Source organism: Niabella pedocola (assembly GCF_021044425.1).
Taxonomy (GTDB): domain Bacteria; phylum Bacteroidota; class Bacteroidia; order Chitinophagales; family Chitinophagaceae; genus Niabella; species Niabella pedocola.
In genome coordinates this window covers 600,242-613,643 of sequence record NZ_JAJNEC010000005.1, presented here as the reverse complement: position 1 = coordinate 613,643, position 13,402 = coordinate 600,242, and the positions used below count along the sequence as shown (strand labels likewise).

Here is a 13,402-nt window from a genome sequence, read left to right as displayed (position 1 = left end):
GTATTTCATTACTTTTGAGCGAATGAATATGGTAAAGGAACTGGACTATGTAACTGAACGGGCCACCGTTTTATCAGCATTTCTGAAAAGGGAGGTAATGATTGATTTTTACCTGCCTACGGTGTTGGATGACCCGTACGGTCTCAGCCTGCTGCTGATTAATGATGGCCAGGACCTTCCCGTAATGGAGCTGCAGCAATTGCTGACCGGCCTGTATGTCGACGGCCGGATCTCCCCAGTGCTTTGCGTAGGCATTACGGCCGGGCCCGACCGGAAGAGGGAATACGGGGTAGCGGCAGCAGCAGATTATCTCGGCCGCGGTGACCGGGCAGCAGCTTATACCCGTTTTATTCTTGAAGAGCTGATGCCGTTCATTCAGAACCGATACAACGTACCGGGTTTTAAAGATCGCGCATTTGCCGGTTTTTCACTGGGTGGATTAAGTGCCCTGGATATCGTGTGGAATCATCCGGAAGTGTTTTCCAAAACCGGTGTGTTTTCCGGCTCGCTCTGGTGGCGGAGCAAGGACCAGGATGATGTCACCTATAACGATGACCAGGACCGTATCATGCAACAGCAGATCCGGAACGGGATATATAAACCGGGCCTGAAGTTCTTTTTGCAATGCGGTCTGATGGACGAAGCGCACGACCGCAATAATAATGGTGTAATTGACGCGGTGGATGATACGCGGGATATTGTAAAAGAATTGCTAAAAAAAGGGTATCACCCCGAAGACCTGTCTTACCTCGAGCTGGACGACGGCAAACATGACGTGGCCACCTGGGGGAAAGCCATGCCCGTATTTCTCAAATGGGGATGGGGCCGGTAGAAATGCAAAATGATGAAAGAATACAGATCGCGTTACAGCTTCGAAGTGCTTCTTCCAGAATCAAATTCAATCTGGAGCTGATTTGCCGTCAGCCTTCGGCTTTCAGTATTGAGCGGTGGGTGCGTTTGGATAAGGAGCGCTCCGCACCAGGCACACGAAATCCAACCCGCAACATTAAACCTCAAACTTGAAACCTTTCTCATGTCCAATCATCTCATAAGCGAAACCAGTCCATATCTATTACAACATGCCCATAACCCGGTAAATTGGTATCCCTGGGGGGAAGAGGCGCTGCAAAAGGCAATAGTGGAAGACAAACCGATCCTGGTAAGCATTGGTTACGCTGCCTGCCATTGGTGTCATGTAATGGAGCGGGAAAGCTTTGAAGATGCAGAAACAGCTGCGCTGATGAATACGCATTTTATCAATATAAAAATCGACCGGGAAGAACGTCCGGATCTTGATCATATTTATATGGACGCGGTTCAAACAATGACCGGCAGTGGCGGCTGGCCCCTGAATGTGTTTTTGACGCCCGGTAAAAAGCCCTTTTATGGCGGCACGTACTATCCGCCGCAGGCGTATGCCAACCGTCCATCCTGGAAAGAGGTACTGGCGGCTGTAGCAGATGCGTTTGCGCAAAAAAGACCTGACATTGAGCAGCAGGCTGAAAATCTGACCCGGCATTTGGTGGAGGCCAATACGTTCGGCATCCAGGATGCCGGTACCATGGCTTTTACAACTGATGATGCGGATACCGCCTGCTCCAATATCCTGAAACAATCGGATACGACCTGGGGCGGATTTGGCAGGGCGCCGAAGTTTCCGCAAACGCAAACGATCCGTTACCTGCTGTATTATGCCGCGGTAGAAGCTACACGACCGGAAAGCCTGGCCGCCGGGGCGCAGACGCAGGCATTGCTGAGTCTTGATAAAATGATGGAGGGCGGGATCTATGACCAGGTAGGGGGTGGCTTTGCCCGGTATGCAACCGATACCGAATGGCTGATACCCCATTTTGAAAAGATGCTCTATGATAACGCACTGCTGGTAACCACGCTTTGCGAAGCCTACCAGGTAACCGGTGCCGCCCGGTATAAAAGTTGTGTGGAGCAAACGCTTGCATTTATTGAACGGGAGCTGCAGCATCCGGCGGGTGGTTTTTATGCAGCGCTGGATGCCGATAGCGAAGGTGTTGAAGGCAAATTCTATGTATGGAGCAAACGCGAAATTGAGGAAGTTTTGGGAGATGAAGCGGCGTCGTTTGTCGCATATTATGACATCACGGAAAAAGGAAACTGGGAAGGGAAAAACATTCCCCGGATATTGCAGCCGAAGGAAACAGTAGCTACCCGGTTGGGAATAACCATGCCGGAACTGGATACCTTGTTGGAAAACGGCCGCTCTCGGCTTTTGAAGGAGCGGTCTAAAAGAGTGCGGCCGGGGCTGGATGATAAAGTGATCCTTGGCTGGAATGCACTGATGAATACCGCGTATAGCAAGGCCTTTGAAGTAACCGGCAATGAAGCCTACAAGGCGAAAGCCATTACCGGGATGCAATTTCTTCTGGACGCTTTTGAAGGGGGGGACGGACGCTTTTTGCATGTATGGAAAGAAGGAACTGCCAAATACCCGGCATTCCTGGATGATTATGCTTTTTTAATAGAGGCTTTGCTGCAACTGTATCGTATTACAACGGATCTAAATTGGCTGTTGAAGGCAAATACGGTCTGTGAAAATGTTCAGACCGATTTTGCCGAGGAAGACACCGGCTATTTTTATTATACGCCCCGCAACCAGGAAGATGTGATCCTCCGTAAGAGGGAGGTATATGATGGAGCAACGCCTTCCGGCAACGCTGTAATGGCCAGGAACCTGTTGACACTGGCTGTTTTATTTAACAAGCCAGCGTGGCGGCTACAGGGCGAACGGATGATTGCGCAGTTGAGCAATGCCATACTTAAGTATCCCACCTCCTTTGGAGCCTGGATGCTTGATTTTTACCTGGTACAAAAAGGATTTAAGGAAATTGTGCTGCTGGGCGAACATAAAGACGCCCATCGGAAGCTGTTGAGCCAGTTGCTGCCGAACAGCATCGTTATGGCGGCAACGGAAGCGGATGACCGTTTTCCGATGCTGACCGGTAAGGAGGCCGGAAACCCGCTGCTGATCTATCTTTGCGAAAACTATGCCTGCCAAAGACCGGTTCAGACCTTGGATGAATTGTTATCACTGATCAATGTAAATGACCATGGACTCATATAAACTGTTTTATCTTTTGCTGGGGTGTACACCCCAGGGGCGACATACGGAGCAGCATGACGTTTTTTTCTGTATCGGGAAAACGCTGGAAGCGATCATTCCGGACATACAAAACTTTTGGCCGGAAGCCGACGGGAAAATTCATATCGACGCCTGGCGCGAAGTAACCGCCGTTGATGATTACCGGATCCGGATAGAGGAGCGGACGCACAGGAGCGTACAACCCGAACTATTATTTTTTATCAATCTCGGGGGGTACCTGCCGGGAAGCTTTGAGGAATATCACCATAAGCTGATAACCGTAGCCGGTAGCATGGGCGCTGCTGTTCAACGGGCAAAGCAGACGGCTTTTTATAAAGATTATAATGCTGCAGCAAAGGCGGTTAGTCATATCGACAACAAGTACGGCGTGGATGTTGATGATGTATTCAATGTGGAAGACATCCTGCCTGCTTATCAGAAAGAGCGGTTTATGCTCACCATTACAAAAGAAGAAGGCATAAACGAAGATCCGGTTGGCATTGGCTACCTGAAACTGGATCAATTGCGTGAAGGATTGCTTTAAAAGACGTTGGCGCAGGCGTGGGCCCTGCTTCAATGCTATTTCCTCCCAGGACTTCCTGCTTCTTTAAAAATCTATTGCTTACTCCGGTTATAGGCGGGTGGCCGATCCCCAGGGAGGCCAAACGTCCGTCCCTTCCCATCTGTAGGTTTTCCAAATCGGTTTATCCACAACTGTGCATATTTAGCACTGGGAAACCCCGTTTTGTAAAAGTAAATTCGTTATTCACGCTTCAATGTTTTTAACCTTAACCAAACTTTTATAAAATGGCGCCAACGAAAAAGCAAAACCGGAAAGGCCTGAGTTTTACCCGGAAATTCACTCAGGATGGAATAAGCCCTTTCGACATGTTCCAATATGATTATCGGAGCTCTGTAATTAAGAATCCTACGGGGGAAGTGGTATTTCAGCTGGATGATGTGGAGGTTCCCCGGCAATGGAGCCAGATTGCAACCGATATACTGGCCCAGAAATATTTTCGAAAGGCAGGTGTTCCGCAACCGGACGGCAGCCTGGGGCGTGAAACCAGCGTAAAACAGGTGGCGCACCGGTTGGCGCATTGCTGGCGTATGTGGGGCGAGCGGTATAACTATTTTGCTTCAAACGGAGATGCACAGGTCTTCTATGATGAACTGGTGTATTCTATCCTGAACCAGTCCTGCGCACCCAACAGCCCCCAATGGTTCAATACCGGGCTGCATGAAGTATATGGAATTACAGGTAAGCCCCAGGGGCATTACTACGTAGATCAAAAGGACGGGCAATTAAAAAAATCTACATCGGCATATGAGCGGCCTCAGCCGCATGCCTGTTTTATATTGAGTGTGGAAGATGATCTGGTGAATGACGGAGGCTTGATGGATCTTTGGGTGCGTGAGGCCCGTATCTTTAAATATGGCAGCGGCGTGGGCACCAATTTCAGCAGTATCCGCGGGGAGGGCGAAAAGTTAAGCGGTGGTGGTACTTCCAGCGGGCTGATGAGTTTTTTAAAGATCGGCGACCGTGCAGCAGGTGCCATTAAAAGCGGCGGAACAACCAGGCGGGCTGCAAAAATGGTTTGCCTGGACCTGGATCATCCCGAGATCGTGGAATTTGTAAACTGGAAGGTGGAAGAGGAAAAAAAGGTAGCCGCATTGATCGCCGCAGGCTATTCCAGCGATTATGAAGGAGAAGCGTACAGAACTGTAAGCGGACAAAACAGCAATAATTCGGTACGGATCCCAAATGCTTTTTTTAAGGCTCTGGCGGCAGATGGTGATTGGGAATTAAAGGCGAGAAGCACGGGCAAAACCATGCGCACGGTGAAAGCAAAAGACCTATGGAACCAGATCAATTATGCGGCCTGGCGTTGTGCGGATCCCGGAACACAATATGATACCACCATTAACGAATGGCATACCTGCCCGGAAGGCGGGTCCATCCGCGCCAGCAATCCCTGCAGCGAATACATGTTCCTCGACAATACGGCCTGTAACCTGGCCAGCGTGAACCTGCGTAAATTTTTCAACGAGCAGCAAAACCTGTTTGATGTTTCGGGGTTTGAATATACCTGCCGCTTGTGGACGGTAGTACTGGAAATATCGATGCTGATGGCACAATTTCCTTCAAAAGAAGTAGCACAGCTGAGTTATGATTACCGTACCCTGGGATTGGGCTACGCCAATATCGGATCGATGCTGATGGTGAGTGGCATCCCTTATGACAGCGACGCTGCCCGCGGAATAGCGGGTGCTATTACAGCGATCATGACGGGTGTGGCCTATTCCACGTCCGCAGAAATGGCGGGCAACCTGGGCGCATTCCCCCGGTATGCCGAGAATAAAGAGCATATGCTGCGGGTGATGCGCAATCACCGTGCGGCCGCTTATGACGCAGAGGATGCCTATGAAGGATTGCAGATCAAACCGCAGGGGATTCGCGCCGCCCATTGTCCGGAATATCTCTTAAAAGCAGCTACCAGGGCCTGGGATACGGCCGTACAGCTGGGAGGGCAGCATGGTTATCGCAATGCGCAAACAACGGTTATTGCCCCCACGGGTACCATCGGACTGGTAATGGATTGCGATACTACGGGTGTGGAACCGGATTTTGCACTGGTTAAGTTTAAAAAACTCAGTGGTGGCGGGTATTTTAAGATCATTAACCAGAGCGTGCCCCAGGCCTTGCGCACATTAAAATATACAGAAACGGAGATACAGGAAATTGTAAACTACGCAAAAGGCCATGCTACTTTAAAAGGAGCACCTTATATCAACAATGAAACGCTTGCGGCAAAAGGATTCACCGCTGCGGAAATACAGCAGCTCGATGCCGCAATGGTTACGGCTTTTGAGATCCGGTTTGCGTTTAACATATTTACACTGGGAGAGGCCTGCCTGCAGCGCCTGGGCTTTAAACCGGAGGAGTACAATGATTTCAGCTGGAATATGCTCGAAGCACTGGGCTTTACGGAAAAGGAAATAGAGGCGGCCAATATCTATGTATGTGGTACGATGACGGTGGAAGGCGCCCCGCATTTGCAGGATGCCCATTTACCCATTTTTGACTGTGCCAATAAATGCGGCCCTTCCGGACAACGTTACATTCATGCACACGGGCATATACGCATGATGGCTGCGGCACAACCCTTCCTGAGCGGTGCCATCAGTAAAACCATTAACCTGCCGAATGAAGCGGCCGTTGTGGAAATTGAAGATGCGTACAAACTGAGCTGGGAACTGGGCTTGAAGGCCTGCGCCCTGTATCGGGACGGTTCTAAACTAAGCCAGCCGCTGAGCAATAAGGCCGATACCAAATCAAAAACAGAAGAAGAGCAGGAAACCACCGAAGAAGCATCGCAGGAAGCGGCGATCATCGACCTGGGTAAATTAACCATTGATGAATTGCTTGAAGAAGTGAATCGTCGTGTACAGGATAGCGCAGATACTTCGCTGAAACGCCAGTTAGCAATGATTGTGGAGCGCCGATCGCTTCCGGCAAAACGAAGAGGGTTTACGCAAAAAGCAAAGATCAACGGGCAAACACTCTTTTTGCGTACCGGCGAATATGGAGACGGTACCCTGGGTGAGATCTTTATCGATATGGCAAAGGAAGGTGCTACCATGCGCAGTATGCTCAACTGCTTTGCCATTGCCGTTTCCATAGGGTTACAATACGGAGTACCCCTGGAGGAATTTGTAGAAAAATTTGTGTTCACCAGGTTTGAACCATCCGGAATGGTGCAACACCCCAATATAAAATCAACCACGTCGATTATTGATTTTATGTTCCGGGCGCTGGCCTATGAATATCTTGGACGTGCAGACCTGGTGCATGTTCTGGACGGAACGAATAAACCCGGCGCCGACGAAGACTGGGAATTGGAAACGCCCACTATTGGGGAACGGAAACCGGAACTGAGTGAAGTACGGGTGGTGGGTAAAACGGCCCCCCAGCCGGCTACAGGTACAGTCAGTTTTAAATATGAGGCCGGGCTCGATGCGGTAAATGCAGCGGCAAAAAATATGCAGGGCGATGCGCCCGCCTGTAATGTATGCGGGCATATTACCATTCGCAGCGGAACCTGTTATAAATGCCTGAATTGCGGCAACAGCCTTGGATGCAGCTAGGAACCAGTAATCAATAGATAAAGGATGTTACCGCAAGGAACATCCTTTTTTAATGCGTATGCCCACCCGGTAAAAATCCTGCGGCGGTATGACTTTTAATTTGGTAAAGTTTGGCATCAGCGGCGCATGCCAGCGGTTCCGGCCGGTCCGGTATTCATGAGCCCGGTAGCTCCTGCCGGCAGATTGATGTATTAAAAATGTATATTTTTGTTTGGTCATGCAGATTCAAAATAAACCCGGAAGTCCGCTATGAGGATGGCGAAAAATTATAACCGTTATGTTGGGGCTGGGGCTTTTTTATTGATGATTTGCCTGATTGCAACAACCGCTGTTGCTCAAAACCTGAGAATGGCAAAAGCCTTTACCGTAAATGAAGGGTTAGCGAGCAATTTGGTGTACTCCTGTGCTGAGGATGATAGAGGCTTTTTGTGGGTGGCTACAGACAATGGGGTCTGCCGTTTTGACGGCAAGTATTTTAAACGGTATGCCATGCCGGAGGGAGTGCCGGATATGGACGTGCTGGAGGTGCTTAAGGAAAAGGATGGCACTATCTGGATCAACACCTTTAAACAGGGGCCCTCTTATTATGATGAGGCTACAGATCGTTTTGTTGACCCTCTGAAAAATGTAAATGTTCGCAAGGATTTTGTACGACTGGTACTATGGAGCAGGCGCCTCGAAGAAGGCGGTGTGGTATTTTTCAATACAGGCGGCGAGCTGGTGTTTAAAAATAGAAAACTACAGCAGTCAGATGGCCGGACGGCGTACCGTTTTTTTCAGGATGGCAAACCGAATTGGATGTATTCAGGTCTTAGTAAAAACGGGCTTCAGTATTACGCATACCTGAAAAGCCAGGGCCACCTGGATAGCGTACTCTTGTTTGAAAAAGAGGAGAAGATGCGGTTTTATGAAATCAATACCCAGCTGAAAAGCAAGTTGTATGTGTTGCGCGGCGTTGAAAAGATCTATATTGTACAGAAATCGGGCCATGGAAATCCGCTCCACGTGGTAGAAAAAGAGATTGATGAAAATCCGCTGATGATCCGGGAAAATGGCAATGAGATCAATGTATCTACCGCCAAAGGCGCCATCTACGTGTTTGATTATCTGACGGATTCGCTGAAGTTTAAGATCTCGGGCAATTTTTTTGCCAACTCTTCTTTCAGAGATAAGAACGGGGATATCTGGGTGTCGACCATGGATAAGGGCCTGCTGCTTTTCAGAAAAGGCTCGCTGAATATCCTCCGGCCATTGCCTCCTCCTCCAACAAGAAATAATTTCAGATCTGTTTGCGTAGACAAGGACGGAACCATATATGGGGGAAACAATTATGGAGACATTATTGAAAAGCCCCGGAATGGCCCGGTACGCATCCGCAGTATCAATGAAAAAGGTAACACCACGCGTATTGTGGGACTGCTGAGATCCCAAAAGAAAACGTTTGTACTGTCTGAATGGGGCTGTTTTGTCGACTACAACCGGCTCGTGCGGCTGGAAACATCGGAAACGATCCGACAGTTGAAAAAAGGAACTGTTTACAACGATAGTATTATTATTGTTTCCGGCGTGGACCCCAAAGGAGGCTTATATAAGATCAATACGATAACGGAGCGGGCCACGCGGCTGAATATACCACTGCTGCGCGTTTCAAACATGGCCGCACAGGGTAAATACATCTATCTGGGAACCACACAAGGGCTCTTCAGGTATCATTATACCTTAAATACCTTGTCGGAGATCGGTAGTGAAACGCCGCTCAGAGGTTCCCGGATATTGTCTACAGTGGCAACTCCCGATGGCATGATATGGGTTGCAACCATGAATAACGGCCTCTTTGTTATCAAGGATACGCAGATCGTATATCAGGTGTCCGATCCGCGGTTCCTGAATTTTTCGGTAGTAAAGCTTCAGAGTACTGATAAACCCGGGTTATTGTGGGCTACCACCCGGCGTGGCGCGGCCTATATCAATTATAGCATCGATCAGGGACGGTTCAGTTATACCATTACCAACCTGAATCATGAAGAGGGTGTTTCCAATAATGTAATTACGGATATCGCCTATCGGAATGATTCCATTTACCTGGCCGCAGAAGGCGGTATCGCCATCTTTCCGGCAAATATCAGCATCCCCCGGTTTGATATCAAAACATACCTTACGGATATCCGGGTGAATCAGAAACAACTGCCGGTTTCCGCATCTTATGATCTTCCCAGTGATGACCGAACCATTACACTTACTTTTTCGGGCGTAAATCTTTCAGGATATTTTGATCACTTTGTGTATTCGCTCAACCAGGATACAACAATGCCGGAAATTGTGGGAAATACCCTGAACCTGAGCCTGGAGCCGGGGCGTCATATACTTAAGGTAAGAGCTGTAAACATCAACGGACTGATGAGCCAGCATGTGCGGACCCTGTATTTCAATATCCGGGTGCCTTTTTACCGGAGCGCCTGGTTTATAGTAGTAATGGCCTCCCTGGTAACCGGTATCATTTTCCTGGGCGTGAACCGGTTAAAAACACTGAAACAAAAAAGAAAATATGCGCAAAAAAAGCGGATCGATATGGAACGCAACCGGATCACGGAAGACCTGCACGATGATATTGGTTCCACATTGAGCAGCCTGAAGGTGTACAGCGACGTAGCTGTTAATATGATGGAACGGGATGTTTCCAAAGCAAAGTACCTGTTGGAGCAGATCTCTGTCAATTCCTCCAAGATCCTGGAGGATATCGGGGATATTATCTGGAGTATGCGCACCGATAAGCAAAATATGCTTACCGTAGACAGTCGTATCAAAAACTTCGTAAGCGAGGTGTTGGGAAGCAGGGAGATCCATTATCAGATTCATATTGCCCCGGCAATCAATGATATCGTACAGCATATCACCGCCCGGAAGAACGTGGTGCTCATCATAAAGGAAGCGGTAAATAATATTGTGAAATATAGCAAGGCAACCCTCGTGTCAATCCGGGTATATGCCAAAAATGACCGGCTCCGGATTGAAGTGGTAGACAACGGGGTTGGTTTCCAGGAGGATACCAAATTAACCGGAAACGGGCTGCGGAATATGAAAAAAAGGACCGAAGAACTGGGCGGCGTTTTTCAGATCGCCAGTTTTCCTCAAAAAGGAACCAAAATCAGCGTGGAAATCCCTGTCACTAATATTCGTGACAAAGGCATTTAGCCAACTCTTCTATCTTTGCGTGAGCAATGCCAATCAGGGTTTTTATATATGATGATAATATAGCCAGGAGAGACAGTCTCAAGAACCTGATTCAACTAACAGACGATCTGGAGTATGTTGGTGAGGCAGAGAATTGTAAAGATGCCGTTGCAGACATGGACAACACCCAGCCTGATGTAGTACTGATGGATATCAATATGCCAGAGGTAAATGGACTTGAGGGCTTAAAAACAATCAAAACAACACGTCCCGGGATCAAAGTACTTATGCAGACGGTCTTTGATGACAGTGAGAAGATTTTTACCAGTATCCGCAACGGCGCCAGCGGGTACGTATTGAAAAACGATTCTTCTCAGAAATTACTGCAAGCCATTCATGATGTTCATCAAGGTGGAGCAGTAATGAACCCCGGAATTGCGCTAAAGGTGCTGGATTATTTTAAACCGCCGGTAGTTGCTTCCTCATTAAGCGAACGGGAAGCTGAGGTATTGCAACTGCTGGCAGACGGGCTGAGTTATAAAATGATCGCGGAAAAGCTGCAGATTACCTTTAACACCGTTGGAACCTATACTAGAAGAATTTACGAGAAATTGCATGTGGCTTCACTGGGAGAAGCCATATCATTTTATTATAAACATCTTAAATGAGAATAACCGGATAATGGAAAATACCTTTATGTAACTACTACACCCCAGGAGGCCATCATCCAATGGCCTTTTTTCTTTTCCGCTAACCTGCTACCAGGATCTGAAATAAAAGGCGTTTCTATTTAAGCTGGATCTTGCCAAATTCGCTCCGGATCGAGATCTTCCGGTCGGTCCTTGAAGAAGTTGAATACCGGGTTTCAGTCATCCTGCTACCGTCCTTATCCGTTAGCTTCAGGTCGCTGTTGTTGGTTAAACGGCCAAAATTGGTGGTGATGTCCACATTAGCTTCAAAAGACTTCGGAAGGGTTAAGGTAAGATCAGAATATTTTGATTCAATCTTCACGCGCTGCACAGCAAGCGTAAGCCCGATGGCTGGACGGGTGCAAAACTGGAAATTACCATCGAAATTACCCGAGAGCCGGTCGATATCAACCTGCGAAAACTTTACAAATACCTTTGTGTTTTCCAGCTCCTTGGCGATCAGTTTCCCAAATTCAACCGACAGCCGGTCGATATTAGCCAGATTGCCCGTGGTAAGGTTGCCATACGATTGGGAAAGCTCGGTGCTGCCCGTGCGGTCAGGAATATGCGTATTCCCAAAAGAGTTGGTAACCTTAAGGTTGGTCGCCGCCGGCAGGTACACCATGTAATCAATCTGCATTGATGAGCTTTTACCACGGCCCCCGTTACTTTTGGAGCGGATCTTTGTTTCAAAGGAAATATTGGTTCCACCGCTTTCTTCGATGGAGATAGCATCCAGGATGTCTGCCGCTATCTGGTCGCTGGATGCTTTTACCGTAATCGTTACATCCACCTTAACCTCATTTTTATTCCAGCTGGAAACGGTTACATTTCCAAAAGAGTTTTTAATGGCAACCCGGGAATGGTCGGTTAAAGGATACGACCGTGAAATGGATTTCCGTTTTTCCGCATCCCATTCGTTGTTTTCGGCCCGGGTACTGCTGTAAACCGCCAAAAGCAGGAAAAGGAGACTAAATATTTTTATACGTCGGTTCATTTTTTTGTTGTTTAAGTTTCTTGGTGATCTCCAGCTGGCGGTTCAGCAATTCGGTTTGCAACTTCAGGTTTTCGATCATCGCGCCCAGTAACTGCTCACTGTTTAAACCTTCATCATACTTGTGTTTCAGTGTTGCAAAGGAATTGTCGAGTGTGGTAAGATCTTTTGAAAACTGTTCAAATAATTCAGGGTAATTGTTTTTTAACGTAGCAATTTCTTTTTGTTTGATCTCGATTAAACGGGTATAATGAAAGAGCTCTTCTTTTACTTCACTGCCGGCTTGCACGTCTTCCGAGTGGAGCGGATCTTTCGGCGAACCACTCTTTTCAGGGGTGTGCGGGGTTTGTTTATCTTTATAAACAAGTCCGTTGTCATCGGCTGCATTTTCGTTGCTGTCGCCGGAGCCGTGATGCCGGCTTCCGGAATCGCGGTAAGCATGCAGGGCGGGGGTAGGATCGGAAGCACCTGGCTTCCAGTATGGTTTGCTTAAAACACCGGCCGTGATCACGATCATGGCCGCGGCGGCCCATTTCCACCAGTTGATCTTAACCACTTTGGCACCGGAGGGTCTCTCGGCCAATGCCGGTTGCTGCCCCTGCTGGTCCTGTATTTTTTTTTCCAGACGTTTCCATAGAGCCGCAGAGGGCTCCTGGTCGTCAAAGGAGGCTTTATGCTTTTGAATAAAATTTTCTAACCGATTATCCATGATCATTCGCATTTAATATGTCCAGCACCTTTTTCTTTGCGCGGTGATAAATCGTCCGGACATTATTATGAGAAATATTAAGAAGTGAAGCAATTTCGTCCTGCTTCAGTTCATCGATAACAAACAAATTAAAAATGACCCTGTAGTTTTCGGGGAGCGCACGGATTGCTGCTTTTACCCTTTGTATATCAAATTCAAATTGCGCTTCATTGATATCATCCGGCTCATCCGGAGTTGCTGCGCCTGAAACATCGATGTCCGTCCAGGAAATCTTCCGCTTCCGGAGCAGGCTGATGGATTTGTTAATAACAATTCGCCGCAACCAGGCCTCAAATGAGCTTTTATAGGTAAAAGACTCCAGGTTATTGAACGCGTCGATAAATGCCTCCTGTACCATATCTTCCGCATCTGCAATATTATTCAGGATCCGCATGCTGCTGTTCAACATGGGCTTGGCATACCGTTCATAGATGCAGAAATACGCATTATTGTCTCCCTTTTTGCAAAGTTCAACCTGCTCATCTCTCGCTATTTCTATGGTTTGGTCCAACGAAGTAATTTACCCTTTACCTAAT

General features: G+C 48.0%; 9 protein-coding genes. 6 read left to right on the top strand and 3 right to left on the bottom strand.

Annotated features, from left to right (window positions below):
• Window positions 1–22: 22 nt before the first annotated feature.
• The 6 genes from LQ567_RS10160 (at window position 23) to LQ567_RS10135 (ending at window position 11,103) form a co-directional block, all read left to right on the top strand.
• Window positions 23–832, top strand: coding sequence for an alpha/beta hydrolase (locus tag LQ567_RS10160; protein WP_231004394.1), 810 nt, complete (start codon window positions 23–25; stop codon window positions 830–832).
• Window positions 833–1,033: 201 nt separating this feature from the next.
• Entirely contained in the window at window positions 1,034–3,097 is a 2,064-nt protein-coding gene (locus tag LQ567_RS10155) for a thioredoxin domain-containing protein (protein WP_231004393.1), read from the top strand.
• The gene (locus LQ567_RS10150) at window positions 3,084–3,659 is read left to right on the top strand and encodes a DUF1543 domain-containing protein (RefSeq protein ID WP_231004392.1); all 576 of its coding nucleotides are present in this window, start codon (window positions 3,084–3,086) and stop codon (window positions 3,657–3,659) included. Before LQ567_RS10155 ends, LQ567_RS10150 begins: the two co-directional genes overlap by 14 nt.
• Window positions 3,660–3,922: 263 nt before the next feature.
• Window positions 3,923–7,264: a vitamin B12-dependent ribonucleotide reductase gene (locus LQ567_RS10145; protein WP_231004391.1), complete on the top strand. Its 3,342-nt coding sequence runs from the start codon at window positions 3,923–3,925 to the stop codon at window positions 7,262–7,264.
• 348 nt (window positions 7,265–7,612) lie between these two features.
• A complete protein-coding gene (locus LQ567_RS10140) occupies window positions 7,613–10,456 on the top strand; it encodes a sensor histidine kinase (RefSeq protein WP_231004390.1) in 2,844 nt (947 codons plus the stop codon).
• A gap of 26 nt (window positions 10,457–10,482) precedes the next feature.
• On the top strand, window positions 10,483–11,103 hold the full coding sequence (locus LQ567_RS10135; protein WP_231004389.1) for a response regulator: 621 nt from the start codon (window positions 10,483–10,485) through the stop codon (window positions 11,101–11,103).
• Window positions 11,104–11,221: 118 nt separating this feature from the next.
• Here LQ567_RS10135 and LQ567_RS10130 read toward each other — a convergent pair whose 3' ends face one another.
• The 3 genes from LQ567_RS10130 to LQ567_RS10120 are packed head-to-tail and all read right to left on the bottom strand — an operon-like array spanning window position 11,222 to window position 13,377.
• A complete protein-coding gene (locus LQ567_RS10130; protein WP_231004388.1) occupies window positions 11,222–12,121 on the bottom strand; it encodes a DUF4097 family beta strand repeat-containing protein in 900 nt (299 codons plus the stop codon).
• Entirely contained in the window at window positions 12,096–12,827 is a 732-nt protein-coding gene (locus LQ567_RS10125; RefSeq protein WP_231004387.1) for an anti-sigma factor, read from the bottom strand. Before LQ567_RS10125 ends, LQ567_RS10130 begins: the two co-directional genes overlap by 26 nt.
• Window positions 12,820–13,377 (bottom strand): RNA polymerase sigma factor, encoded by a 558-nt coding sequence (locus LQ567_RS10120; protein ID WP_231004386.1) that lies wholly within the window; start codon window positions 13,375–13,377, stop codon window positions 12,820–12,822. Before LQ567_RS10120 ends, LQ567_RS10125 begins: the two co-directional genes overlap by 8 nt.
• Window positions 13,378–13,402: the final 25 nt, after the last annotated feature.

What these genes read in the sequence shown, in the direction of transcription:
- LQ567_RS10160 (WP_231004394.1), top strand. Translation starts at nt 23, where the DNA reads ATGAATATGGTAAAGGAACTGGACTATGTAACTGAACGGGCCACCGTT.
- LQ567_RS10155 (WP_231004393.1), top strand. Translation starts at nt 1,034, where the DNA reads ATGTCCAATCATCTCATAAGCGAAACCAGTCCATATCTATTACAACAT.
- LQ567_RS10150 (WP_231004392.1), top strand. Translation starts at nt 3,084, where the DNA reads ATGGACTCATATAAACTGTTTTATCTTTTGCTGGGGTGTACACCCCAG.
- LQ567_RS10145 (WP_231004391.1), top strand. Translation starts at nt 3,923, where the DNA reads ATGGCGCCAACGAAAAAGCAAAACCGGAAAGGCCTGAGTTTTACCCGG.
- LQ567_RS10140 (WP_231004390.1), top strand. Translation starts at nt 7,613, where the DNA reads ATGGCAAAAGCCTTTACCGTAAATGAAGGGTTAGCGAGCAATTTGGTG.
- LQ567_RS10135 (WP_231004389.1), top strand. Translation starts at nt 10,483, where the DNA reads ATGCCAATCAGGGTTTTTATATATGATGATAATATAGCCAGGAGAGAC.
- LQ567_RS10130 (WP_231004388.1), bottom strand. Translation starts at nt 12,121, where the DNA reads ATGAACCGACGTATAAAAATATTTAGTCTCCTTTTCCTGCTTTTGGCG.
- LQ567_RS10125 (WP_231004387.1), bottom strand. Translation starts at nt 12,827, where the DNA reads ATGGATAATCGGTTAGAAAATTTTATTCAAAAGCATAAAGCCTCCTTT.